The sequence below is a fragment of the Streptomyces sp. NPDC059534 genome, assembly GCF_042743475.1.
Taxonomy (GTDB): Bacteria; Actinomycetota; Actinomycetes; order Streptomycetales; family Streptomycetaceae; genus Streptomyces.
The window spans coordinates 122,678-145,874 of sequence record NZ_JBHWAQ010000007.1 but is presented as its reverse complement, the minus strand read 5'-3'; the positions used below and the strand labels follow the sequence as shown (position 1 = coordinate 145,874).

Genomic DNA, 23,197 nt, shown 5'->3' with positions numbered 1-23,197 from the left:
GGTGCGGAACCCGAGATACGCACTCGTCTCCGGCGCGTACGCCGTCGCCCTCTGCAAGGACGTCGACGGCCTGTACGGGGACCCCGTGCCGCCGCCCCGCGTCGTCCACGAACTCCGCGGCTGCGAACCGCGCGGCGGGCTGGCCAGGGCCGTCACCCAGGCCGTCGTGGAGGGCACCGCCCCGCTCGGCACGCTCCTCGTCCGGACGCCCGACGACCACGCCTGGCGCTTCGAGGGCGTCCGCGTCCTCGGCACGCGCGGCGACGTCGTGACCGTCGAGTCCGCGGACGGCCCCCGCCGGGCGTACGACGCGCGGGACGCCGTCCCCTGCGGCAACCTGGTCCTCGTCTCGCCCCCGGAACCACCCGAACGGACCCACACCCGGGTCACCTTCCTCGGCTGCTCCCCGCGCGGCGGGCTCCGGGACGCCCTGGCCGCGGGCGAGACGGCCTTCGAGGCCGTCCGCTACCAGGTCCTCACCTGGGTGGGGAACACGCACCACGAGGCCGAGGCGGGCCGGGTCACCGGCTGGGACGCCTCCGCCCGCCACCACGGCCTGGTGGACCTCACCGTGGCCTTCCCCCGGCACGGCCTGATACCCCACCAGTCCCGGGAGGTCTGGGACCTGTGGCACCGGGACCGGCCCGCCGAGCCCGGCACCTGGCGGCGCTTCACCGGCGCGGCGCGCGGCGAGTGGCTGACCCAGGCCGCCCGCCGCGCGCACGGCGAACCGGAGGTCACCCCGGGCGCCACGTACCACCTCGACGGCACCGACGTCGTCGACGAGGACTCCTTCCTGTGCGCCCTGGGGGAGGCCGTGCTCGGCCCCGGCCGCAGCTTCGGCGTGGGGGCGCCCCGGGCACTCGGCGAGCTGCTGGCCGGCACCACCCTCGTCTGGCACCACGCCGACGTGGCCCGCGCCTGTCTCGGCCTCCTGCCCTACGCCGACCGGCGCCCGGCCACCTTCGCGGAGTTCGTCGACGGCCTCACGGCCGCGGGGGTACGGCTCGTCCTCGGCTGACGGCCCACGCCACCACCCCCGCCGCCACGACCGCCGAGCCCGCGAGGACGGACCCGAGCGGCAGCGCGAACGCGAGCGCCCCGCAGCCGGCGAGCCCGAGCGCGGCCAGCGGCCGGCTCCGGGACCCCAGGGTCCACGCGGAGGCGTTCGCGATCCCGTAGTAGACGAGCACGCCGAACGACGAGAAGCCGATCGCGCCCCGTACGTCCGCCGTCGCCGCCACCACGGCCACCACCGCGCCCACCGCGACCTCCGCCCGGTGCGGTACCCCGAACCGGGGGTGCACGGCGGTCAGCGCCGCCGGCAGATAGCCGTCCCTGGCCATCGCCAGGGCCGTCCGGGACACCCCGAGGATCAGCGAGAGCAGCGAGCCGAGGGCGGCGACCACCGCGCCCGCCGTGACGACCGGCACGAGCCACCGGGCGTCCGCCGCGCGGGCCGCGTCGGCCAGCGGCGCGGGGGAGTCGGCCAGTGCCGCCGGGCCGAGGACGGTGAGCACGCTCACCGCGACGAGCCCGTAGACGGCGAGCGTGATCCCGAGCGCCACCGGCACCGCCCGGGGGATCGTGCGGGCCGGGTCGCGGACCTCCTCGCCGAGCGTGGCGATCCGCGCGTACCCCGCGAACGCGAAGAAGAGCAAACCCGCGGCCTGGAGCACCCCGCCCGCCGTGAGCTCCCCGCCGAGCGGCGCCGGTCCCGCCCCGTCGGCCCCGAGGGAGACCGTGACGACGGCGGCGAGCACCGCGAGGACCGCCGCCACGACCACCCGGGTGACCCGCGCGGACTTCTGAACTCCGCCGTAGTTGACGGCCGTCAGGGCCACCACCGCGGCGACCGCGACCGCGTGCGCCCGGTCCGGCCACAGGTACGCCCCGACCGTCAGCGCCATCGCCGCGCAGGAGGCCGTCTTGCCGACCACGAACGCCCAGCCGGCCAGGTATCCCCAGAACGAGCCAAGCCGTTCGCGACCGTAAACATAAGTGCCGCCGGACGTCGGGTAGCGGGCGGCCAGCCGGGCCGACGCCATGGCGTTGGCGTACGCGACGACGGCGGCGGCCCCGAGCGCCCAGAGCAGCCCGGCCCCGGAACCGGCCGCCTCGGCCGCCGGCCCGAGCGCGACGAAGATCCCGGCGCCGATCATCGAGCCGAGCCCGATCACGACCGCGTCGAAGACGCCGAGCGACCGGCGCAGTTCCTCTGTCATGGACCGCACACTAAGGGGTGAGCCCGGTCTCCCTCAGGGTGATGTTCAGCCGCCCCACCAGGCCGAGCGCCGGCTCCGCCGTCCCGGGGCGCACCGCGGGCACCCCGTGGTGGACCCACCGCGAATCCCCGCCGAAGACGAAGAGATCACCGGAGGACAACTCCACGTCCCGGTAGGGCCGGCCGCGGTTCTCCTCGTTCCCGAACCGGAACACGCACCGGTCCCCGAGGCTCAGCGACACCACCGGCGCACCGGACCGCTCCTCCCGGTCCTGGTGCATGCCCATCCGGGCGCCGGGGCCGTAGAAGTTCACGAGCGCCGTGTCGGGCGTGAAACCGCCGTGGTCGCCGTACGCCTCGACCAGCGCCTCCCGGCCCAACGCGACCAGCCGGTCGGGCAGCTCGACCCCGACCGCGTCCAGATAGCGGTACGGCACCCACTGCCGGCCCAGGCACAGCGACCGCACCGACATGACACCGCCGCCCGGCAGCACCGTCCGCCGGTACGGCACGGGCCCCCGCCCCCACGCCCGGCAGGCGTCCACCAGCTCCCGCTGCCGCGCGAACGGCAGCCACCCCGGCACGTGCACCGCGCCGGGCGCGACCACGGTCCGCTCGCGGGGGAAGAGCCCCTCGGTCACACCCCGGCCCCTTCGAGGCCGAGCAGCCGCTCCTTGCGCTCCAGCCCCGCGGCGTACCCGCGCAGACTCCCGTCGGCCCCGATCACCCGGTGGCAGGGCCGCACCACCAGCAGCGGGTTCCGCCCGATCGCGGTGCCCACGGCCCGCACCCCGGCCCCCGGGGAGCCGATCCGGCGGGCGATCTCCCCGTACGAGACGGTCGTCCCGTACGGGATCTCCTCCAGGGCCCGCCACACCCGCCGCTGGAACTCGGTCCCGGCGTCGGTGGCGAGCGGCAGGTCGAAACGGTCCCGCCGTCCGGCGAAGTACTCGCCCAGCTGCGCGGCGGCCTCCTCGAACGCCCCGGGCGCGAGCGTCCAGCCGTCCTCGACCTCGACGGCGCCCTTCTGCCCCGGCAGGGACAGCGAGCGCAGCACGGCACGGCCCCCTTCGGCGAGCCGCCCGACCAGCAGCATCTCGCCCAGGGGGCCGTCGACGTACGCGTACACGGTCATGACTGGTTCCTCTCCCCGCACGGGTCTCTCACGATCCAGTGTGCGGGGCCCGCCGGCCCGGGGACCGGCGGTATTCGGACATGAGCCTCGACGGGTCAGCGGTAGTTCACGAACTGGATCGCGAAGTCGAAGTCCTTGCCCTTGAGCAGCGCCTGCACGGCCTGCAGGTCGTCCCGGCTCTTCGAGCTGACCCGCAGCTCGTCGCCCTGCACCTGGGCCTTGACGCCCTTCGGGCCCTCGTCCCGGATGGCCTTCGCGACCTTCTTGGCGTTCTCCTGGGAGATGCCCTCCTGCACGGAGGCGAAGAGCTTGTACTCCTTGCCGGAGAGCTGCGGCTCACCCTCGACGTCCAGCGACTTCAGCGAGATGCCCCGCTTGATCAGCTTGGACTGGAAGATGTCGAGGATCGCCAGGACGCGCTCCTCGCCGCTCGCCTGCATCAGGATCTTCTCGCCCGACCACGCGATCGAGGCGTTGGTGCCCTTGAAGTCGTAGCGCTGCGAGATCTCCTTCACGGCCTGGTTGAGGGCGTTGTCGACCTCCTGCCGCTCGACCTTGGACACGATGTCGAAACTGGAGTCGGCCATGACTCGTGGCTCCTTGTTCGGATGCTGTGGGGTACAGCCCAAAGCCTAGGGGGTTCGCCACGGACCCCACCGCTGATCAATCCGGTGGCGAACCACCCTCCGGGATCAGGTATTGTTTACGTCGTTGCCACGGAACACCGCAGAACAGCGGCTCCACGGCAGCGATCTCATGGCGATGTGCCCGAGTGGCCAATGGGAGCGGACTGTAAATCCGTCGGCTTAGCCTACCCAGGTTCGAATCCTGGCGTCGCCACGTGAAGAAGGTCCCCGGTGCTTGCACCGGGGGCCTTCACTCGTTTCCGGGGCCGGTCGGTGGCCGGCCGTGGGTCAGTTGCCGGCGACGTCCTTCACGGCGACGGAGAGCGGCGTGGAGCCCGCGATGAGTTCCAGGGTGAGTCCGGCGGTCGCCGGGGTGTCCAGGAGCTCGGCGAGGACGGCGGCGACGTCGTCACGGGGGACGGGGCCGCGGCCCGTGCGGGCCTCCAGGCGGACCAGGCCCGTGCCGGCGTCGTTGGTGAGGGCGCCGGGACGCAGGATCGTCCAGTCCAGGGACGTACGGGCGCGGACCTCGTCGTCGGCGGCGCCCTTGGCGCGGAGATAGGCGTCGAAGACCTCGTCGCCCGGATGGGTCGCGTCCGCGCCCATCGAGGAGACGACGACGTAGCGCCGCACGCCCGCGCGTTGCGCCGCGTCGGCGAAGAGCACCGCGGCCCCGCGGTCCACCGTGTCCTTGCGGGCGGCGTCGCTGCCCGGTCCCGCGCCGGCCGCGAAGACGGCCGCGTCGGCGCCCTGGAGCACGGCGGCGACCATCTCGACCGACGCCGACTCCAGGTCCAGCACCACGGGCTCGGCGCCCGCCTCCCGCAGGGCGGCGCCCTGTTCCGGTTTCCGGATGATCCCCGCGACCTCGTGCCCGCCCGCCGAGAGCAGCCTCTCCAGGCGCAGGGCGATCTGACCGTGTCCTCCAGCGATGACGATGCGCATACTCACGACCGTACGACGGGACCGGCGGGAGGGCTTCCCGGCTCGGGCGGACGCTCCGGACGAGCCTGCCGCGGCAGGTCCAGCGCCGCCGCCGAGTCGCAGTACTCCCGCACCGCGCTCGTCCGCGCCACCACCCGCCCCCGGTGGATCACGATCCGGCTGTACGCGAGGGACAGCACGCCCGACAGGCGCTCCCCGCGCACCGCCAGCAGCTCCGCGGGGAAGCCGGCCTCCACCCGCACCTCCGGCAGGCCCATCACCGCCCGGGCCTCCGCGCTCACCGCCGCGTACGCCTCCTGCGGCGGCAGCCCGCCGAGCGAGGCGAGCAGGTAGGCCGCCTCCAGCGGGTCCCCGCGCCCCACCGGGTTGGCCACGTCCCGCAGTGCCCCGCTGCCCGCCGCGACCCGCACCCCGGCCGCCCGCAGCAGCCGGACGGGCGCCGCGCCCCGGGTCTCCGTACCCGCGCAGCCGCCCTGGGGCAGGCAGACCACCGTCGCGCCGGCCGCCGCCAGCCGGTCCGCCGCCCGCCGCGCCGCGTCGGCGGGGAGCCGGCCGAGCCCGGCGCACGGCCCGAGGGTCACCCCGGGCCGCAGCCCGCCGACCATCGCCGCGAGCCGGGCGAGGCGCGCCGGGTCGTCCCCGTCGGTGTGCAGGTCGACCGGGACACCGTGCTCGGCGGCGATCTCCAGGACCGCCTCCACGTATCCCGCCGGGTCCGGGTCGAGGTCCGGGCAGCCGCCGACCACGCCGGCGCCCATCTTCACCGCGTCCCGCAGCATCGCCAGTCCGTCCGCGCCCGCCACCCCGGTGAGGAGCCGGGGGACGGCGACGGCGGTGAGGTCGGCGAGGCCGCGCAGCGAGCGCCGGGCCTGGAGCACGGCCTCCAGCGGGCCGAGCCCGTGGACGTCGCCGATCCGCACGTGCGCGCGGAGCGCGGTCGCGCCGTGCCCGAGCTGGAGCAGCGCGGCCTCGGTGGCCCGGCGCTGCACCTCCTCCGGCGCGTACGAGACGGGGCCGGGGGTGTCGGCGGAGAGCGCGGTGTCGGCGTGCGCGTGGGGTTCGGCGGCGGCGGGCAGCAGCAGGTACCCGCCGAGGTCGACCCGCGCGCCCACGGCGGCGAGGCTGCCGGCCGTGCCGACGGCCTCGATGCGGCCGCCGGCGAGGCGTACGTCCACGGTCCGGCCGTCGGTGAGCCGGGCGTGGGACAGCAGGAGCGAGGTCGAGTCGGCGGTGGTGGCGGCCCCGTCGTCGGGCGGCTGGGGCTGCTTGCTGTCGGCTGACATGGGGCTCCTCAACGCTCCTCAAGATCAAGATCACGCAGCGTGGGGCCGAGCCTAGGTGTGCTCGGACCCGCCTTCGAGGAGGTGCGCAAAAGTCGTACCGACGAGTCCACGAGTGGCCTACGGGACGCCTGGTGAGAGCCGTTGCGGGGGCACCGGGAAACGGATTTGGGTGATGGGCCGGAGACCGTGTAATGTCTTCCTCGCTCGCCCCAATAGCTCAGTCGGTAGAGCGTCTCCATGGTAAGGAGAAGGTCTACGGTTCGATTCCGTATTGGGGCTCTGGTGAGAGGGATCCTGCCTTCGGGTGGGATCCGGATCATCAAAGCGGTGTAGCTCAGTCGGTAGAGCAAGCGGCTCATAATCGCTGTGTCACCGGTTCAAGTCCGGTCACCGCTACACACGGTAGCCGATTGTAGGGTCGGTCCTTCGATCGGCTACTCTTTTATGCGTTCATCCGTCCCATCCGTCCAAGGAGCACTCACGTGGCTGCCACCGACGTCCGCCCGAAGATCACGCTGGCCTGCGTGGAGTGCAAGGAGCGGAACTACATCACCAAGAAGAACCGGCGTAACAACCCGGACCGTCTTGAGATGAAGAAGCACTGCCCCCGCTGCAACTCGCACACTGCGCACCGCGAGACGCGCTAATCAGGCTCGTACACGAGGCCGTCCCCACTCGGGGGCGGCCTCGTGTCGTTTGTCGGCAACAATCCAGGAGGTATCGAGTCCATGGCGCTCGACCAGTCCTTCGTGGGCCGGACCTATCCGCCCACCCCGCCCTACGAGGTCGGCCGCGAGAAGATCCGCGAGTTCGCCGAGGCGATCGGTGACGCGAATCCCGCGTACACCGACCAGGAGGCGGCCAAGGAACTCGGTCACCCCGATGTGATCGCCCCGCCGACGTTCGTGTTCGCCATCACGTTCAAGGCGGCCAGCGCGGTCATCGAGGACCCGCAGCTCGGTCTCGACTACAGCCGGGTCGTCCACGGCGACCAGAAGTTCGCCTACACCCGGCCCGTACGCGCCGGGGACCGGCTCTCGGTCACCTCCACCATCGAGGCGATCAAGTCCCTCGCCGGCAACGACATCCTGGACATCCGCGGGGAGGTCCACGACGCCTCCGGCGAGCACGTCGTGACCGCCTGGACCAAGCTCGTCTCCCGCGCACCCGAGGGGGCCTGACCATGACCGCGAAGATCGCCTACGACGAGGTCGAGGTCGGCACCGAGCTGCCCGCGCAGACCTTCCCCGTGACCCGCGCCACGCTCGTCCGGTACGCCGGCGCCTCCGGGGACTTCAACCCCATCCACTGGAACGAGAAGTTCGCGGTCGAGGTCGGCCTCCCGGACGTCATCGCCCACGGCATGTTCACCATGGCCGAGGCGATCCGCGTCGTGACCGACTGGGCCGGCGACCCCGCCGCCGTCGTCGAGTACGGCGTCCGCTTCACCAAGCCGGTCGTCGTCCCCGACGACGGCGAGGGCGCCCTCGTCGAGGTCAGCGCCAAGGTCGCCGCGAAGCTGGACGACGGGCAGGTGCGGGTCGACCTCACCGCCATGTGCGCCGGACAGAAGGTCCTGGGCATGTCCCGGGCCGTGGTCCGCCTCGCCTGACCGCGCCGAACGTCACGGGCCCGTCGCGGAAGCGGCGGGCCCGTACCCTTGAGCCCGTGCAGCCACTCCACGACGCCCCCCTCGCGCCCCTGACCACCTTCCGGCTCGGCGGCCCCGCCACTCGGCTCGTCACCGCCACCACCGACGACGAGGTGGTCGCCGCGGTCCGCGAGGCCGACGCGGCGGGCACCCCGCTGCTGATCATCGGCGGCGGCTCCAACCTGGTCATCGGGGACAAGGGCTTCGAGGGCACCGCGCTGCGGATCGCCACCACCGGCTTCGCCCTCGACGGGACCCGTCTGGAGCTCGCCGCCGGCGAGGTCTGGACGGACGCCGTCGCGCGGACCGTGGAGGCCGGGCTCGCCGGCATCGAGTGCCTGGCCGGCATCCCCGGCTCGGCCGGCGCCACCCCCATCCAGAACGTCGGCGCGTACGGGCAGGACGTCTCCGCCACCGTGACCGAGGTCGTCGCGTACGACCGGCGCGCCGAGGAGATCGTCACCCTCGGTAACGCCGACTGCGCCTTCTCCTACCGGCACAGCCTCTTCAAGGAGCACCCCGAGCGGTACGTGGTCCTGCGCGTCCGCTTCGAGCTGGAGGACGCCGGCGGGATGTCGGCGCCGGTCAAGTACGCCGAGACCGCCCGCGCCCTCGGCGTGGAGGCGGGGGACCGGGTGCCGCTCGCGGCGGCCCGCGAGACCGTGCTGAGGCTGCGCGCGGGCAAGGGCATGGTCCTGGACCCGGAGGACCACGACACCTGGTCCGCGGGCTCCTTCTTCACCAACCCGATCCTCACGGCGGGGGAGTACGACACCTTCCTCGCGCGCGTGGCCGACCGCCTCGGTCCGGACGTCACCCCGCCGGCCTTCCCCGCCGGCGAGGACGGCGCGGTCAAGACCTCCGCCGCCTGGCTGATCGACCGGGCCGGCTTCACCAAGGGGTACGGCTCCGGGCCCGCGCGGATCTCCACCAAGCACACGCTCGCCCTCACCAACCGCGGCGAGGCCACCACCGAGGACCTGCTCGCCCTCGCCCGCGAGGTCGTCGCCGGCGTCCACGGCGCCTTCGGGATCACCCTCGTCAACGAACCGGTGACCGTGGGCGTCGCGCTCTAGCTGTATTGACCCGCAGGGTTGTTGACTCGGCTGATGGGCGGGTGTCCGTCGAGTGCGGTGTGGCAGCGGTGGTGGTTGTAGGTGTGGAGGAAGTCTGTCAGGGCTTCGGTCCGTTCGGTGTTCGAGGTGTAGGGCCGTAGGTAGGCCCATTCGTCGAGCAGGGTGCGGTTGAAGCGTTCGACCTTGCCGTTGGTCTGAGGCCGGTAGGCCCGGGTGAGCTTGCCGGTCGCGCCGAGCTCGGCCAGGACGTTCTTCCAGGCCAGGCCCTTGCGGTAGGCCCAGGCGTTGTCGGTCAGCACACGCTCGATCCGGTCGATGCCCTGACTGTGGAAGAACGCGGCCGCGCGGGCCAGGAAGGCCGCGCAGGTAGCGACCTTCTCGTCGCCGTGGATCTCGCTGTAGGCCAGTCGGGAGTGGTCGTCGACGGCGGAGTGGACGTAGTCGAAGCCCATGCCGCTGCGGGTGGCCCGGCCGGCCTGGCGGCCCAGGGCCTTGTGGCCGCCGCCGTCGGGGATCCGGCCGAGTTTCTTCACGTCGACGTGGATGAGTTCGCCGGGCCGTTCGCGTTCGTAGCGGCGGATCACGATGCCGGTCGGGCGGTCGAGCCAGGCCAGCCGGTGCAGCCGGTAACGGGTCAGGATCCGGTGGACGGTGGATGAGGGCAGGCCCACGATTGGGCCGATCCGGGCGGGACCGAGCTTGCGGGTCCGTCTCAGCTCGCAGACACGGGCTTCCACCGCGGCCGGAGTCCGGTGCGGCGTGGTGCGAGGCCGGCTCGGCCGGTCATGCAGACCCGCATCGCCCTCGGCCCGCCACCGGCGGATCCATTTATGGGCCGTGGCCCGGGAGATGCCCATCTCGGCGGCCACATGAGCGACCGGACGGCCTGAGCAGACGCGTTCGACCAGCAGTCTCCTACCGAAGACGGTCAGCCGGGCGTTACGGTGGGCCACGAAGACCTCCGTGAGGTGAGTTCCTAGACAGCTCCCACCACACCGGAGGTCTTCGCCATGATCAAGACCAGACCACTGTCAACAACGCTCGTGATCAATACATCTAGCGCCTGTTCCGCCGGACCGTACGGGCGCACGGCGCCGGTACGGGTCGCTAGTACGCGACGCCGACGCCCTGCCGCACCGTCGCGGGGTCGTCGATCATCGCCAGCATCGCGTGGGCCACGTCCGCGCGGGCGAGGGAGCGGCCCCGGGGCGGGGTGCCGCCGACGATCGTGCGGTACGCGCCGGTGACCGGCTTGTTCGTCAGCTTCGGAGGGCGTACCGAGGTCCAGTCGGCGGTGCTCGCGGCGAGGTCCGCCTCCATGACCCGCAGATCGGCGTAGACGTCCTTCAGGACGGAGTTGACGACCGCGAGGACGGCCTTGTCCAGGAGGGCCTGGCCGTCCGGGACCGGGCCGAGCGGGGCCGCGCTGACCACCAGGAGGCGGCGCACGCTCTCCACCTCCATCGCGGTGAGCACCGAGCGGGTCAGCCGGGCGGCCACGCCCGCGTCCGCCCGGCTGCGGGCCCCCAGGCCCGAGAGGACCGCGTCCCGGCCGGTGACGGCCTCGCACAGCGCGTCGGGGTCCGTCAGGTCGGTGCGCCGGACCACGAGCCGCTCGCCGGTCACCGTCAGCCGGGCGGGGTCGCGCACGACGGCCGTCACCTCGTGGCCCGAGGCCAGTGCCTGGCGGACGATCTCCTGGCCGATGCCGCCGGTCGCACCGAGGACTGTGAGCTTCATTCCGCATCCCCCCAGAGTGGGTAAGTGTTCACTCACCCTCAGGGTGGGTGGATACTCACTCACGCGTCAAGCGTCGATGGAGGATGCATGGAACAGAAGCCGACCCGGGTCCGGATCATCGACGCCGCCCGCGACCTCATGCGGACGGCGGGCCTCGCCCGCACCACGACCAAGGAGATCGCCAAGGCCGCCGGCTGCTCGGAGGCCGCGCTCTACAAGTACTTCGCGAGCAAGGAGGAACTCTTCCTGACCGTGCTCGACGAGCGCCTGCCCCGGCTCGGCGGACTCCTCGGCGCCCTCGCCGCCGACCCCGGCGTCCGCACCGTCGAGGAGAACCTCACCGAGATCGCCCGGCAGGCCGCCCTCTTCTACGAGGAGACCTTCCCGGTCGTCGCCTCCCTGTACGCCGAGCCCCGGCTCAAGCGGCGTCACGAGGAGGCCATGCGCACCTACGGCAGCGGCCCCCACAAGCCCGTCGAAGGGCTCGCCGACTACCTCCGCGCCGAGCAGCGGCACGGCCGCGTCCACCCCGACGCCGATCCGGTGGCGGCCGCCTCCCTGCTCCTCGGGGCGTGCGTCCAGCGCTCCTTCGTCTGGGAGACGAGCCAGGATCGCCGGCCCCCGGACTCCCTCGACGACTTCGCCCGCGCGATCGCCCGCACCCTGATCCAGGGCCTCAGCCGCTGATCCAGTCGTCCACGCCCGCCAGCAGCTTCGCCCGGACGTCCGCCGGGGCGGCCGAACCCCGCACCGACTGACGGGCCAGCTCCGCCAGCTCCGCGTCCGTGAACCCGTGGTGCCGGCGGGCGATCTCGTACTGCGCCGCGAGCCGCGAGCCGAAGAGCAGCGGGTCGTCCGCGCCGAGCGCCATCGGCACCCCCGCCTCGAAGAGGGTCCGCAGGGGCACGTCCTCGTGCTTCTCGTACACCCCGAGGGCCACGTTCGACGCCGGACAGACCTCGCAGGTCACCCCCCGCTCGGCGAGCTTGCGCAGCAGCCGCGGGTCCTCCGCCGACCGCACCCCGTGGCCGACCCGGGCCGCCCGCAGATCGTCCAGGCAGTCCCGTACCGACGCCGGCCCCGTCAGCTCCCCGCCGTGCGGGGCCGCGAGGAGACCGCCCTCCCGGGCGATCGCGAAGGCCCGGTCGAAGTCCCGGGCCATGCCGCGCCGTTCGTCGTTCGACAGTCCGAAGCCCACCACGCCCCGGTCCGCGAACCGGACCGCGAGCCGCGCGAGCGTACGCGCCTCCAGAGGGTGCTTCATCCGGTTCGCCGCGACGAGCACCCGCATCCCGAGCCCCGTCTCCCGGGAGGCCGCGTCGACCGCGTCCAGGATGATCTCCAGGGCGGGGATGAGCCCGCCGAGGTGCGGGGCGTACGAGGTCGGGTCGACCTGGATCTCCAGCCACCCGGAGCCGTCCCGCACGTCCTCCTGGGCGGTCTCCCGGACGAGCCGCTGGATGTCCTCCGGCGAGCGCAGGCAGGAGCGGGCGATGTCGTACAGGCGCTGGAAGCGGAACCAGCCGCGCTCGTCGGTCGCCCGCAGCTTCGGAGGCGTACCGCTGCTCAGCGCCTCGGGCAGATGCACGCCGTACTTGTCGGCCAGCTCGATCAGTGTCGTGGGCCGCATCGAACCGGTGAAGTGCAGGTGCAGATGGGCCTTGGGCAGTGTGCTGAGATCGCGGTAAACGTGCTCCATTGGCCGATCCTGCCGTACCCGAATGGACGAGGACAGCCCGTTTCCCCGATCGGGACCTTGCTAGAACGCAAAAACGGACCCCTGGTTCCGGAGAACCAGGGGCCCGTGGCAGTCCCCGCATCCGGGGACCGGTGAGGGGACCGGTGATCAGTCGGTCGCCTCGGCGAGCAGCTTCTGGATCCGGGACACGCCCTCCACCAGGTCCTCGTCGCCCAGCGCGTACGACAGACGCAGGTAGCCCGGGGTGCCGAACGCCTCACCGGGGACGACCGCGACCTCGGCCTCGTCCAGGATCAGGGCGGCCAGCTCCACCGAGGACTCCGGACGCCTGCCGCGGATCTCCTTGCCGAGCAGCCCCTTCACCGACGGGTACGCGTAGAACGCGCCCTCCGGCGTCGGGCAGTACACGCCCTCGATCTCGTTCAGCATCCGCACGATCGTCTGGCGGCGGCGGTCGAACGCGGCCCGCATCTCCGCGACGGCGTCCAGGTTGCCCGAGACGGCGGCGAGGGCGGCGACCTGCGCCACGTTGCTCACGTTGGACGTGGCGTGCGACTGCAGGTTCGTCGCGGCCTTCACGACGTCCTTCGGGCCCACGATCCACCCGACGCGCCAGCCCGTCATCGCGTACGTCTTCGCCACACCGTTGACCACGATGCACTTGTCGCGCAGCTCGGGCACGATCGCCGGCAGCGAGGTGAACTTCGCGTCGCCGTAGACCAGGTGCTCGTAGATCTCGTCGGTGAGGACCCACAGGCCGTGCTCGACGGCCCAGCGGCCGATCGCCTCGGCGTCGGACTCGCTGTACACCGCGCCGGTCGGGTTGGACGGCGACACGAACAGGACGACCTTGGTGCGCTCGGTGCGCGCGGCCTCCAGCTGCTCCACCGAGACCCGGTAGCCGGTGGTCTCGTCGGCCACGACCTCCACCGGGACACCGCCCGCGAGGCGGATCGACTCGGGGTACGTCGTCCAGTACGGCGCCGGGACGATGACCTCGTCACCCGGGTCGAGGATCGCGGCGAACGCCTCGTAGATCGCCTGCTTGCCGCCGTTGGTCACCAGGACCTGGGAGGCGTCGACCTCGTAGCCGGAGTCGCGCAGCGTCTTGGCGGCGATGGCGGCCTTCAGCTCGGGCAGACCGCCGGCCGGCGTGTACCGGTGGTACTTCGGGTTCTTGCAGGCTTCGACGGCCGCCTCGACGATGTAGTCCGGAGTGGGGAAGTCGGGCTCGCCCGCACCGAACCCGATCACCGGGCGTCCGGCGGCCTTGAGGGCCTTGGCCTTGGCGTCGACGGCGAGGGTGGCGGACTCGGAGATCGCACCGATCCGGGCGGAGACCCGACGCTCGGTGGGAGGGGTAGCAGCGCTCATACGGCCCATGGTCCCAGACCGCGTCAGGGCCCGGCACACAGGTTTCACGGACCGGACAGGACCGGTCATTACCGGTCGTACGCGCTTCCGACGGCAGGTCGGGCCGGTTTCTGTTCGACGCGGAGCCCTCTGACCACGTATGCTCACTCCTCGTTGGCCCGCACCGACCACATCTCACGATGCGGTACGTTGAGGGACACCAGCAAAGGGTCGTAGCTCAATTGGTAGAGCACCGGTCTCCAAAACCGGCGGTTGGGGGTTCAAGTCCCTCCGGCCCTGCTACACACACCGCCAGGTGTTGTGCGCATGTACGTACTTCATTGCACCGCCGTGCGGCTCCACCCGGGCGCGGCACGGCCGACCCGGAATCAGGTGAGAGATCGTGACGGACGCCGTAGGCTCCATCGACATGCCTGATGCCGACGACGAGGCCGCAGAGTCGAAGAAGAAGTCCCGCAAGGGCGGCAAGCGCGGCAAGAAGGGCCCTCTCGGCCGTCTCGCGCTCTTCTACCGCCAGATCATCGCGGAGCTCCGCAAGGTCGTCTGGCCCACGCGCAGCCAGCTGACGACGTACACCACCGTGGTGATTGTCTTCGTCGTCATCATGATCGGCCTCGTCACCGTGATTGACTATGGCTTCCAGGAAGCAGTCAAGTACGTCTTCGGCTGACTTTTTGTTCCACCCCATCTGTATCGCAGGAAGAAGCAGCCACCGTGTCTGACGCGAACCTGAACGACGCCTTCGAGTCCGAGTCCGTCGAGGACGAGCTGGACATCGTGGAGGCCGCCGACGAGGACCAGGCAGACGCTGCTGACGACGCTGCCGACGAGGCCGTCGAGGAGCTCTCCCTCGAGGACGAGGACGAGGCGGAGTCCGACGAGGACGCCGAGTCCGACGAGGACGCCGAGACCGTCGTGACCGACGAGGTCGACGACGAGGACGAGGACGACACCGCCGAGGCCGAGGCCGAGGACGAGGACGCCGAGGAAGAGACCGAAGAGGAGGCCGAGCCGGCCGCCCCGGTCGACCCGGTCGCCGCGCTCCGCGAGGAGCTGCGCACCCTCCCCGGCGAGTGGTACGTCATCCACACCTACGCGGGCTACGAGAAGCGCGTGAAGGCCAACCTCGAGCAGCGTGCCGTCTCGCTCAACGTCGAGGACTTCATCTACCAGGCCGAAGTCCCCGAGGAAGAGATCGTCCAGATCAAGGGCGGCGAGCGGAAGAACGTCAAGCAGAACAAGCTCCCCGGCTACGTTCTCGTCCGCATGGACCTGACGAACGAGTCCTGGGGCGTCGTCCGCAACACCCCCGGCGTCACCGGCTTCGTGGGCAACGCCTACGACCCGTACCCGCTGACCCTGGACGAGATCGTCAAGATGCTCGCCCCGGAGGCCGAGGAGAAGGCCGCCCGCGAGGCCGCCGAGGCCGAGGGCAAGCCGGCTCCGGCCCGCAAGCTGGAGGTCCAGGTCCTGGACTTCGAGGTCGGCGACTCGGTGACGGTCACGGACGGTCCCTTCGCGACCCTCCAGGCCACGATCAACGAGATCAACCCGGACTCGAAGAAGGTCAAGGGCCTCGTCGAGATCTTCGGTCGCGAGACCCCGGTCGAGCTCAGCTTCGACCAGATCCAGAAGAACTGATCCCACAGGTTTCCGACCAGGTCAGAGTGGCTGCCAAAGCCGCTCTGACCTGCTCGGTTTTTGGCCGCGCGTCTATACCCGTTATCGTTGTGCGGTATGCCTGCATCCGGATGACCGGAAGGCGGGCTGAACACTCTCACTAGGACCCGGAGAGAGCAATGCCTCCCAAGAAGAAGAAGGTCACGGGGCTTATCAAGCTCCAGATCAACGCTGGCGCGGCCAACCCGGCCCCGCCGGTCGGCCCCGCGCTGGGTCAGCACGGCGTCAACATCATGGAGTTCTGCAAGGCCTACAACGCCGCGACCGAGTCGCAGCGTGGCATGGTCGTGCCGGTGGAGATCACGGTCTACGAGGACCGCACCTTCACCTTCATCACCAAGACTCCGCCGGCCGCCAAGCTGATCCTCAAGGCCGCTGGTGTGGACAAGGGCTCCGGCGAGCCGCACAAGACCAAGGTCGCCAAGCTCACGGCCGCCCAGGTCCGCGAGATCGCCACGGTCAAGCTCCCCGACCTGAACGCCAACGACCTGGACGCCGCGTCCAAGATCATCGCTGGCACCGCCCGTTCCATGGGCATCACGGTCGAGGGCTGATCACCCCCCTCGTGACCTTGTGGTAGGGCCGGCGCGGCCCGCACCACGACTCCATACCTGAACCAACAGGAGAAGCAGTGAAGCGCAGCAAGGCTCTCCGCACCGCGGACGCCAAGATCGACCGCGAGCGGAACTACGCTCCCCTCGAGGCCGTCCGCCTCGCCAAGGAGACCGCCTCCACGAAGTTCGACGGCACCGTCGAGGTCGCCTTCCGCCTGGGTGTCGACCCGCGCAAGGCCGACCAGATGGTCCGTGGCACCGTGAACCTTCCGCACGGCACCGGCAAGACCGCCCGGGTCCTGGTCTTCGCGACCGGTGACCGTGCCGAGGCCGCGATTGCCGCGGGCGCCGACATCGTCGGCTCCGACGAGCTCATCGACGAGATCTCCAAGGGCAACCGCCTGAACGAGTTCGACGCCGTGGTGGCCACCCCGGACCTCATGGGCAAGGTCGGCCGCCTCGGCCGCGTCCTCGGCCCGCGTGGTCTCATGCCGAACCCCAAGGTCGGCACCGTCACCCCCGATGTCGCGAAGGCTGTCAACGACATCAAGGGCGGCAAGATCGAGTTCCGCGTCGACAAGCACTCGAACCTCCACTTCATCATCGGCAAGGTCTCCTTCGACGACACCAAGCTCGTGGAGAACTACGCCGCGGCTCTGGACGAGATCCTCCGTCTGAAGCCGTCCGCCGCCAAGGGCCGCTACATCAAGAAGGCGACCCTGGCGACGACGATGGGCCCCGGCATCCCGCTGGACTCCAACCGCACCCGCAACCTCCTCGTCGAGGAGGACCCGGCCGCGGTCTGAACCCCATCGGTTCACTGAGTGGTCAGCCGGCCCCCGCCTCTCTCCGGAGAGGCGGGGGCCGGCTCTTTGTTACGGTTCAAGAAACCGTAAAGACGTGGATCAAGGGGTGGGGAACACTCATGAACAAGTCCGCATGGAAGAACGCGGGCGTCGCCCTGACGGCCCTGGCCGTCGTGACGGGTGTCGCGGGCTGTCAGGACGGCGACGCCAAGGCCGGCGCTCCGGCGACCGGCGGCGCGAAGGCGAGCGCCGAGCCGCAGACGCAGAGCCTCGGCGACGTCACGAAGGTCATCCAGGCCGCGTACGAGAAGACCGCGGCCGCCAAGGCGGCGAAGGTCAGGATGACCATGAGCATGGAGGGCGTCGGCCCGGAGTCGGGCACGGTCGAGATGACCGGCGTCCAGGGCTGGAACCCGGCGGTGATGGACATCACCATGAAGGGCTCCATGCTGTCCGCCGGTGACCCGGACGCGCCCGAGAAGATGCGCATGATCATGCTCGACCAGGTCATGTACATCGACATGGGTGCCGAGCAGGCCGCCGAGATGGACGGCAAGCGCTGGATGAAGCTGGACATGAAGGCCGCCGCGGCCGCCTCCGGCGACAAGGCGCTGCAGAAGCAGATGACCGGCGGCCTGGACAACATGAACCAGGACCCCGCCCAGCAGCTCGCCCTGCTCCTGGACTCCCCGGACCTCAAGCACGTCGGCGCCGAGAAGATCAACGGCATGGAGACCCAGCACTACAAGGGCACGCTCACCTTCGAGCAGATGCTCAAGGCCAACGAGTCGTCGAAGCTCCTCTCCAAGGAGGACCACGACAAGCTCATCGCCAACGTGAAGAAGGCGGGCCTCAAGGGCTACGACACCGAGCTCTGGGTCACCGCGGACGGCTACCCGGCCCGCATGGACGTCGGCATGACCATGGCCCAGGGCGCGATGCGGGTCCGGGCCGACTACAGCGACTACGGCACCAAGGCCGCCGTCCAGGTCCCGCAGGCCAAGGACACCGTGGACCTCTTCGAGATGCTGAAGGGCCTCGGTCAGGGCTGATTTGCCCCGGGGCGACACGGTCGCGTACTCTTCCACAGAAGCCAAAGACCGCTGGTCGTCACTGTGCCGTCAAGGTGCGGTGGCCGAAGGATTCGCTGAGACGCGAACGACCCGCGCAGGTGATCGTGGAAGAGTTCCCGGATCTTCGTGATGCGGTTGAGCTGAGCCCCGAGCGCCTGCGCTTGGGGCGTTTTGTTTTGTCAGCCCCTTCTGAGCGGTCCTCATCACCCGGAAGGAGGCCGACGCTCTATGGCAAGGCCCGACAAGGCTGCCGCGGTAGCCGAGCTTGAGGACCAGTTCCGCAGCTCGAACGCCGCCGTGCTGACCGAGTACCGGGGTCTCACCGTCGCGCAGCTCAAGACGCTGCGTCGTTCGCTCGGTGAGAACGCCCAGTACGCCGTGGTGAAGAACACGCTGACCAAGATTGCGGCCAACCAGGCCGGGATCACCGCGCTGGACGAGCACTTCGCTGGTCCGACCGCGGTCGCCTTCATCACCGGTGACCCGGTGGAGTCGGCGAAGAGCCTGCGTGACTTCGCCAAGGACAACCCGAACCTCATCATCAAGGGCGGTGTCCTTGATGGTAAGGCGCTCTCCGCCGATGAGATCAAGAAGCTCGCGGACCTCGAGTCCCGCGAGGTTCTGCTCAGCAAGCTGGCCGGCGCGTTCAAGGGCAAGCAGTCTCAGGCTGCCTCGCTCTTCCAGGCGCTGCCGTCGAAGTTCGTCCGCACCGCGGAGGCGCTTCGCGTCAAGCTCGCCGAGCAGGGCGGTGCCGAGTAATTCGGCTCGCGCATTGATCCACGCCGCCTAGTGCGTGGGTCGCAGCGGGCCGTTACGCCCGCCTCTTCATACATCCGGCACCTGCCGAATTAGTGGAAGGATCGCCCATCATGGCGAAGCTCTCTCAGGACGACCTCCTCGCCCAGTTCGAGGAGATGACCCTCATCGAGCTCTCCGAGTTCGTTAAGGCGTTCGAGGACAAGTTCGACGTCACCGCCGCCGCGGCCGTCGCCGTTGCCGGCCCGGGTGCCCCCGCCGCCGCCGAGACCGTCGAGGAGCAGGACGAGTTCGACGTCATCCTCGAGGGTGCCGGCGACAAGAAGATCCAGGTCATCAAGGTCGTGCGCGAGCTCACCTCCCTGGGCCTCAAGGAGGCCAAGGACCTCGTCGACGGCACCCCGAAGCCGGTCCTCGAGAAGGTCGCGAAGGAGGCCGCCGAGAAGGCTGCCGAGTCCCTCAAGGCCGCCGGCGCCTCCGTCACGGTCAAGTAAGACCGTTTCGAGTCGCTGAAGCTGACTCCTGCCCCCGTGTAACGCGAGGGCATCGAAAGGCGATCACCCTTCTGGGTGGTCGCCTTTCGGCGTTCCCGGGACGGGCGTGGCGGGGGGCCTGAGGGTCGCCGGCGGCGGAGTATGGTGATCTTCGCCGTGCGCCCCGCAGACCGGGGGGCCTTGACGAACCGCACGCAGCGCGCAATTCTCAGGACGCGTCGTCACAACGATCCGTTTCCGAGGCATGGATCGACGACTGAACGGGCAGTATCGAGGTGCGCCGCACGGCGCGAGGTACCGCGGAGTTGAGAGCAACGAGGGTCGCGAATTATTCGCCCTGGACATCAGTGAGCCAAGTGGCTACACTGACCCTTTGCGCTGCCTGTTAGCTGCCCCCTGCCCGTCACCAGGGGCATACCTTCGCATCCGCTTCGTGGACCGACCCCGTCTGAACTGGCCTTTCGGTCATCTCAGGAAACGTCTGCCGTGAAGCGTTGCAGGGGACCGGTACGCGCGTAGTGAGTCCGAGCCCTCGGAAGGACCCCCTCTTGGCCGCCTCGCGCAACGCCTCGACCAATACGAACAACGGCGCAAGCACCGCCCCGCTGCGCATCTCCTTTGCAAAGATCAAGGAGCCCCTCGAGGTTCCGAACCTCCTCGCGCTGCAGACCGAGAGCTTTGACTGGCTGCTCGGCAACGCCGCCTGGAAGGCTCGCGTCGAGGCTGCCCTTGAGTCGGGACAGGACGTCCCCACGAAGTCCGGCCTGGAGGAGATCTTCGAGGAGATCTCTCCGATCGAGGACTTCTCCGGGTCGATGTCGCTGACCTTCCGCGACCACCGCTTCGAGCCGCCGAAGAACTCGATCGACGAGTGCAAGGACCGTGACTTCACGTACGGCGCCCCGCTCTTCGTCACCGCCGAGTTCACGAACAACGAGACCGGCGAGATCAAGTCCCAGACGGTCTTCATGGGCGACTTCCCGCTCATGACCAACAAGGGCACCTTCGTCATCAACGGCACCGAGCGTGTCGTCGTGTCGCAGCTCGTCCGCTCGCCGGGCGTCTACTTCGACTCCTCGATCGACAAGACGTCCGACAAGGACATCTTCTCCGCCAAGATCATCCCTTCCCGGGGTGCCTGGCTGGAGATGGAGATCGACAAGCGCGACCTCGTCGGTGTCCGCATCGACCGCAAGCGCAAGCAGTCCGTCACCGTGCTGCTGAAGGCTCTCGGCTGGACCACCGAGCAGATCCTGCAGGAGTTCGGCGAGTACGAGTCCATGCGCGCCACCCTGGAGAAGGACCACACCCAGGGCCAGGACGACGCGCTGCTCGACATCTACCGCAAGCTGCGTCCGGGCGAGCCGCCGACCCGTGAGGCCGCTCAGACGCTGCTCGAGAACCTCTACTTCAACCCGAAGCGCTACGACCTCGCGAAGGTCGGCCGCTACAAGGTGAACAAGAAGCTCGGCGCGGACGAGCCGCTGAACGCCGGCGTGCTCACCACCGACGACGTCATCGCCACGATCAAGTACCTGGTCAAGCTCCACGCGGGCGAGACCGAGACGATCGGCGAGAACGGCAACGAGATCGTCGTCGAGACCGACGACATCGACCACTTCGGCAACCGTCGTCTGCGCAACGTCGGCGAGCTCATCCAGAACCAGGTCCGCACGGGTCTGGCTCGTATGGAGCGCGTCGTGCGCGAGCGCATGACCACCCAGGACGTCGAGGCGATCACGCCGCAGACCCTGATCAACATCCGGCCGGTCGTCGCCTCCATCAAGGAGTTCTTCGGCACCAGCCAGCTGTCGCAGTTCATGGACCAGAACAACCCGCTGTCGGGTCTGACGCACAAGCGTCGTCTCTCGGCGCTGGGCCCTGGTGGTCTGTCCCGTGAGCGGGCCGGCTTCGAGGTCCGAGACGTGCACCCGTCCCACTACGGACGCATGTGCCCGATCGAGACCCCCGAAGGCCCGAACATCGGTCTGATCGGTTCGCTCGCCTCGTACGGCCGCGTCAACGCGTTCGGCTTCATCGAGACGCCGTACCGCAAGGTCGTCGACGGCCAGGTCACCGACGAGGTCGACTACGTCACCGCCGACGAGGAGGACCGCTTCGTCATCGCGCAGGCCAACGCCGCGCTCAACGACGACATGCAGTTCACCGAGCCCCGCGTCCTGGTGCGTAAGCGTGGCGGCGAGGTCGACTACGTCGAGCCGTCGGACGTGGACTACATGGACGTCTCGCCGCGCCAGATGGTGTCGGTCGCGACCGCCATGATCCCGTTCCTCGAGCACGACGACGCCAACCGTGCCCTCATGGGCGCGAACATGATGCGTCAGGCGGTGCCGCTGATCAAGTCGGAGGCCCCGCTCGTCGGCACCGGCATGGAGTACCGCTGCGCCACCGACGCCGGCGACGTGCTCAAGGCCGAGAAGGACGGTGTCGTCCAGGAGCTGTCGGCCGACTACGTCACGGTCGCCAACGACGACGGCACGTACATCACGTACCGCCTGCACAAGTTCTCCCGCTCCAACCAGGGCACCTCTGTGAACCAGAAGGTCGTCGTGGACGAGGGCGACCGCGTCATCGAGGGCCAGGTCCTCGCCGACGGTCCCGCCACCGAAGACGGCGAGATGGCGCTCGGCAAGAACCTGCTCGTGGCGTTCATGCCGTGGGAGGGCCACAACTACGAGGACGCGATCATCCTGTCGCAGCGCCTCGTGCAGGACGACGTCCTCTCCTCGATCCACATCGAGGAGCACGAGGTCGACGCCCGTGACACCAAGCTCGGCCCGGAGGAGATCACCCGGGACATCCCGAACGTCTCCGAGGAGGTCCTCGCCGACCTCGACGAGCGCGGCATCATCCGTATCGGTGCCGAGGTCGTCGCCGGCGACATCCTCGTCGGCAAGGTCACGCCCAAGGGCGAGACCGAGCTGACCCCGGAGGAGCGCCTGCTCCGCGCGATCTTCGGTGAGAAGGCCCGTGAGGTCCGTGACACCTCGCTGAAGGTGCCGCACGGCGAGATCGGCAAGATCATCGGCGTCCGCGTCTTCGACCGCGAGGAGGGCGACGAGCTTCCCCCGGGCGTGAACCAGCTGGTCCGCGTCTACGTCGCCCAGAAGCGCAAGATCACCGATGGTGACAAGCTCGCCGGCCGTCACGGCAACAAGGGCGTCATCTCGAAGATCCTCCCGATCGAGGACATGCCGTTCCTCGAGGACGGCACCCCGGTCGACATCATCCTCAACCCGCTGGGTGTCCCGTCCCGAATGAACCCGGGACAGGTCCTGGAGATCCACCTCGGCTGGCTCGCCAGCCGCGGCTGGGACGTCTCCGGCCTCGCGGACGAGTGGGCGCAGCGCCTCCAGGCGATCGGCGCCGACCAGGTCGCCCCCGGCACCAACGTCGCGACCCCGGTCTTCGACGGTGCGCGTGAGGACGAGCTCGCGGGCCTGCTCCAGCACACCATCCCGAACCGTGACGGCGAGCGCATGGTGCTCCCGACCGGTAAGGCGAGGCTGTTCGACGGCCGCTCCGGCGAGCCGTTCCCGGACCCGGTCTCGGTCGGGTACATGTACATCCTCAAGCTCCACCACCTGGTCGACGACAAGCTGCACGCCCGGTCGACCGGTCCGTACTCGATGATCACCCAGCAGCCGCTGGGTGGTAAGGCCCAGTTCGGTGGCCAGCGCTTCGGTGAGATGGAGGTGTGGGCGCTGGAGGCGTACGGCGCCGCTTACGCCCTCCAGGAGCTGCTGACGATCAAGTCCGACGACGTGACCGGCCGTGTGAAGGTCTACGAGGCCATCGTCAAGGGCGAGAACATCCCTGAGCCCGGCATCCCCGAGTCCTTCAAGGTGCTCATCAAGGAGATGCAGTCCCTGTGCCTCAACGTGGAGGTGCTGTCCTCGGACGGCATGTCCATCGAGATGCGCGACACCGACGAGGACGTCTTCCGCGCAGCGGAGGAGCTCGGTATCGACCTGTCCCGGCGCGAGCCGAGCAGCGTCGAAGAGGTCTGACGGGAGTCCGGCAGGGGGACCAGTGATGGTCCCCCCGCCGGCCCCAGGAC

At 70.1% G+C, this 23,197-nt stretch carries 24 protein-coding genes and 4 tRNA genes; 18 read left to right on the top strand and 10 right to left on the bottom strand.

Annotated features, from left to right (window positions below; translation table 11 throughout):
• Position 1: 1 nt before the first annotated feature.
• The gene (locus ACFVZH_RS11460) at positions 2-1,021 is read left to right on the top strand and encodes a hypothetical protein (RefSeq protein WP_384895661.1); all 1,020 of its coding nucleotides are present in this window, start codon (positions 2-4) and stop codon (positions 1,019-1,021) included.
• Here ACFVZH_RS11460 and ACFVZH_RS11455 read toward each other — a convergent pair.
• From ACFVZH_RS11455 to ACFVZH_RS11440, 4 genes are all read right to left on the bottom strand, one after another.
• Entirely contained in the window at positions 987-2,225 is a 1,239-nt protein-coding gene (locus tag ACFVZH_RS11455; RefSeq protein ID WP_384895659.1) for an APC family permease, read from the bottom strand. The two genes, ACFVZH_RS11460 and ACFVZH_RS11455, sit on opposite strands and share 35 nt — an antisense overlap.
• 10 nt (positions 2,226-2,235) lie before the next feature.
• On the bottom strand, positions 2,236-2,865 hold the full coding sequence (locus tag ACFVZH_RS11450) for an alpha-ketoglutarate-dependent dioxygenase AlkB family protein (RefSeq protein ID WP_384895657.1): 630 nt from the start codon (positions 2,863-2,865) through the stop codon (positions 2,236-2,238).
• Entirely contained in the window at positions 2,862-3,359 is a 498-nt protein-coding gene (locus ACFVZH_RS11445) for a methylated-DNA--[protein]-cysteine S-methyltransferase (protein WP_384895655.1), read from the bottom strand. Before ACFVZH_RS11445 ends, ACFVZH_RS11450 begins: the two co-directional genes overlap by 4 nt.
• A gap of 95 nt (positions 3,360-3,454) precedes the next feature.
• A complete protein-coding gene (locus ACFVZH_RS11440; protein WP_376445284.1) occupies positions 3,455-3,946 on the bottom strand; it encodes a YajQ family cyclic di-GMP-binding protein in 492 nt (163 codons plus the stop codon).
• Positions 3,947-4,117: 171 nt separating this feature from the next.
• Here ACFVZH_RS11440 and ACFVZH_RS11435 point away from each other — a divergent pair.
• Positions 4,118-4,199, top strand: a tRNA-Tyr gene (locus tag ACFVZH_RS11435).
• Between the two features lie 74 nt (positions 4,200-4,273).
• Here ACFVZH_RS11435 and ACFVZH_RS11430 read toward each other — a convergent pair.
• Together ACFVZH_RS11430 and ACFVZH_RS11425 are read right to left on the bottom strand one after the other, a co-directional pair.
• A complete protein-coding gene (locus ACFVZH_RS11430; protein ID WP_384895652.1) occupies positions 4,274-4,930 on the bottom strand; it encodes an SDR family oxidoreductase in 657 nt (218 codons plus the stop codon).
• Positions 4,931-4,932: 2 nt separating this feature from the next.
• Complete coding sequence (locus tag ACFVZH_RS11425) at positions 4,933-6,213, bottom strand: amidohydrolase family protein (RefSeq protein ID WP_384895650.1); 1,281 nt, start codon at positions 6,211-6,213, stop codon at positions 4,933-4,935.
• Positions 6,214-6,419: 206 nt separating this feature from the next.
• Between ACFVZH_RS11425 and ACFVZH_RS11420 the strand changes: the two genes are divergently transcribed.
• The 6 genes from ACFVZH_RS11420 to ACFVZH_RS11395 all read left to right on the top strand — a co-directional run bounded on the left by ACFVZH_RS11420 (position 6,420) and on the right by ACFVZH_RS11395 (position 8,940).
• A tRNA-Thr gene (locus ACFVZH_RS11420) sits at positions 6,420-6,492 on the top strand.
• Between the two features lie 44 nt (positions 6,493-6,536).
• A tRNA-Met gene (locus ACFVZH_RS11415) sits at positions 6,537-6,609 on the top strand.
• Positions 6,610-6,695: 86 nt separating this feature from the next.
• Positions 6,696-6,860 carry a 50S ribosomal protein L33 gene (gene rpmG, locus ACFVZH_RS11410; RefSeq protein ID WP_003956487.1) on the top strand — a complete coding sequence of 55 codons (165 nt, stop codon included), beginning with the start codon at positions 6,696-6,698 and terminating at the stop codon, positions 6,858-6,860.
• A gap of 81 nt (positions 6,861-6,941) precedes the next feature.
• Positions 6,942-7,394 carry a MaoC family dehydratase N-terminal domain-containing protein gene (locus ACFVZH_RS11405; protein WP_384895648.1) on the top strand — a complete coding sequence of 151 codons (453 nt, stop codon included), beginning with the start codon at positions 6,942-6,944 and terminating at the stop codon, positions 7,392-7,394.
• A gap of 2 nt (positions 7,395-7,396) precedes the next feature.
• The gene (locus tag ACFVZH_RS11400; RefSeq protein ID WP_384895646.1) at positions 7,397-7,825 is read left to right on the top strand and encodes a MaoC family dehydratase; all 429 of its coding nucleotides are present in this window, start codon (positions 7,397-7,399) and stop codon (positions 7,823-7,825) included.
• Entirely contained in the window at positions 7,822-8,940 is a 1,119-nt protein-coding gene (locus ACFVZH_RS11395) for a UDP-N-acetylmuramate dehydrogenase (protein WP_384895944.1), read from the top strand. The genes ACFVZH_RS11400 and ACFVZH_RS11395 overlap by 4 nt, the downstream gene beginning before the upstream one ends.
• On the opposite strand, the gene ACFVZH_RS11390 is transcribed toward ACFVZH_RS11395, so the two are convergent.
• Positions 8,937-9,893, bottom strand: coding sequence for an IS481 family transposase (locus ACFVZH_RS11390; RefSeq protein WP_384895644.1), 957 nt, complete (start codon positions 9,891-9,893; stop codon positions 8,937-8,939). The genes ACFVZH_RS11395 and ACFVZH_RS11390 overlap by 4 nt on opposite strands.
• Positions 9,894-10,047: 154 nt before the next feature.
• The gene (locus ACFVZH_RS11385) at positions 10,048-10,680 is read right to left on the bottom strand and encodes an NAD(P)-dependent oxidoreductase (RefSeq protein WP_384895642.1); all 633 of its coding nucleotides are present in this window, start codon (positions 10,678-10,680) and stop codon (positions 10,048-10,050) included.
• A gap of 87 nt (positions 10,681-10,767) precedes the next feature.
• Between ACFVZH_RS11385 and ACFVZH_RS11380 the strand changes: the two genes are divergently transcribed.
• Positions 10,768-11,367 (top strand): TetR/AcrR family transcriptional regulator, encoded by a 600-nt coding sequence (locus ACFVZH_RS11380; protein WP_384895640.1) that lies wholly within the window; start codon positions 10,768-10,770, stop codon positions 11,365-11,367.
• On the opposite strand, the gene ACFVZH_RS11375 is transcribed toward ACFVZH_RS11380, so the two are convergent.
• Entirely contained in the window at positions 11,357-12,379 is a 1,023-nt protein-coding gene (locus ACFVZH_RS11375) for an adenosine deaminase (RefSeq protein WP_384895638.1), read from the bottom strand. The genes ACFVZH_RS11380 and ACFVZH_RS11375 overlap by 11 nt on opposite strands.
• A gap of 147 nt (positions 12,380-12,526) precedes the next feature.
• Positions 12,527-13,753, bottom strand: a complete 1,227-nt coding sequence (locus tag ACFVZH_RS11370; RefSeq protein ID WP_384895636.1) for a pyridoxal phosphate-dependent aminotransferase — start codon at positions 13,751-13,753, stop codon at positions 12,527-12,529.
• A gap of 206 nt (positions 13,754-13,959) precedes the next feature.
• Between ACFVZH_RS11370 and ACFVZH_RS11365 the strand changes: the two genes are divergently transcribed.
• From ACFVZH_RS11365 to rpoB, 9 genes are all read left to right on the top strand, one after another.
• A tRNA-Trp gene (locus tag ACFVZH_RS11365) sits at positions 13,960-14,032 on the top strand.
• A gap of 103 nt (positions 14,033-14,135) precedes the next feature.
• Entirely contained in the window at positions 14,136-14,423 is a 288-nt protein-coding gene (secE, locus tag ACFVZH_RS11360; RefSeq protein WP_384895634.1) for a preprotein translocase subunit SecE, read from the top strand.
• Positions 14,424-14,467: 44 nt separating this feature from the next.
• Positions 14,468-15,394 carry a transcription termination/antitermination protein NusG gene (gene nusG, locus ACFVZH_RS11355; RefSeq protein WP_384895632.1) on the top strand — a complete coding sequence of 309 codons (927 nt, stop codon included), beginning with the start codon at positions 14,468-14,470 and terminating at the stop codon, positions 15,392-15,394.
• A 158-nt stretch (positions 15,395-15,552) separates the two neighbouring features.
• The gene (gene rplK, locus ACFVZH_RS11350) at positions 15,553-15,987 is read left to right on the top strand and encodes a 50S ribosomal protein L11 (RefSeq protein ID WP_015035536.1); all 435 of its coding nucleotides are present in this window, start codon (positions 15,553-15,555) and stop codon (positions 15,985-15,987) included.
• A 77-nt stretch (positions 15,988-16,064) separates the two neighbouring features.
• Positions 16,065-16,793 carry a 50S ribosomal protein L1 gene (rplA, locus tag ACFVZH_RS11345; RefSeq protein WP_384895630.1) on the top strand — a complete coding sequence of 243 codons (729 nt, stop codon included), beginning with the start codon at positions 16,065-16,067 and terminating at the stop codon, positions 16,791-16,793.
• 119 nt (positions 16,794-16,912) lie between these two features.
• Entirely contained in the window at positions 16,913-17,845 is a 933-nt protein-coding gene (locus ACFVZH_RS11340) for a hypothetical protein (RefSeq protein ID WP_384895628.1), read from the top strand.
• Between the two features lie 249 nt (positions 17,846-18,094).
• The gene (gene rplJ, locus ACFVZH_RS11335) at positions 18,095-18,625 is read left to right on the top strand and encodes a 50S ribosomal protein L10 (protein ID WP_315891554.1); all 531 of its coding nucleotides are present in this window, start codon (positions 18,095-18,097) and stop codon (positions 18,623-18,625) included.
• A gap of 110 nt (positions 18,626-18,735) precedes the next feature.
• The gene (rplL, locus tag ACFVZH_RS11330; protein WP_384895626.1) at positions 18,736-19,116 is read left to right on the top strand and encodes a 50S ribosomal protein L7/L12; all 381 of its coding nucleotides are present in this window, start codon (positions 18,736-18,738) and stop codon (positions 19,114-19,116) included.
• Positions 19,117-19,664: 548 nt separating this feature from the next.
• Entirely contained in the window at positions 19,665-23,147 is a 3,483-nt protein-coding gene (rpoB, locus tag ACFVZH_RS11325; RefSeq protein ID WP_384895624.1) for a DNA-directed RNA polymerase subunit beta, read from the top strand.
• Positions 23,148-23,197 lie beyond the last annotated feature (50 nt).